Annotated in this window: 1 pseudogene; it reads right to left on the minus strand. The window is 49.2% G+C overall.

Annotated elements, in window-relative coordinates:
- Nucleotides 1-581: pseudogene (aceE, locus tag ACTHUR_RS15445) on the minus strand (pyruvate dehydrogenase (acetyl-transferring), homodimeric type); the annotation flags it as partial.
- Between the last annotated feature and the right edge of the window lie 47 nt (nucleotides 582-628).

A 628-nucleotide genomic window follows, 5' to 3' on the forward strand; every position in this document is an offset into this window, starting at 1 on the left:
CCCATAGATACGGTTGGGAATTGCCAGAAGTCAGGCAACAGGTGAGGGTGAGGGTAAGAAGGCAGACCTTTACCGTCAACTTCTTGACGGAAGTTGTTCAGCTGGTCTTCAGTCAGACGGCCTTCAACGAACGCGCGTGCGTAGATGCCAGGGGCAACGTGGCCTTGGAAGAATACCAAATCGCCTTCTTCGCCTTCGCCTTTAGCTTTCCAGAAGTGATTGAAGCCGACTTCGTACATAGTGGCGGCTGATTGGAAAGATGCAATGTGTCCACCCAATTCCAAATCTTTTTTACCCGCGCGCAAAACGATAGCGGCAGCGTTCCAACGAACGAATGCACGGATGCGGTGTTCGATGTTTTGGTCGCCGGGGATGCCTTTTTCGTCTTCTACGGAAACGGTGTTCAAATATGGAGTAGTGGTGCCGTGAGGCATACGGATGCCTTTGTCACGGCTGTATTTGACCAAACTTTCCAGCAGATACTGAGCGCGCTCGCTGCCTTCATATTCTAAAACAGAGCTTAACGCGTCTAACCATTCTTTGGTTTCAATTGGGTCAACATCGGGTAATTGGGTGGACATAATATCTATCCTTGTGTTGAGTGTTTTTCAATGACGGAGTATTACTC

It is taken from the genome of Neisseria sp. P0021.S007, assembly GCF_051956855.1.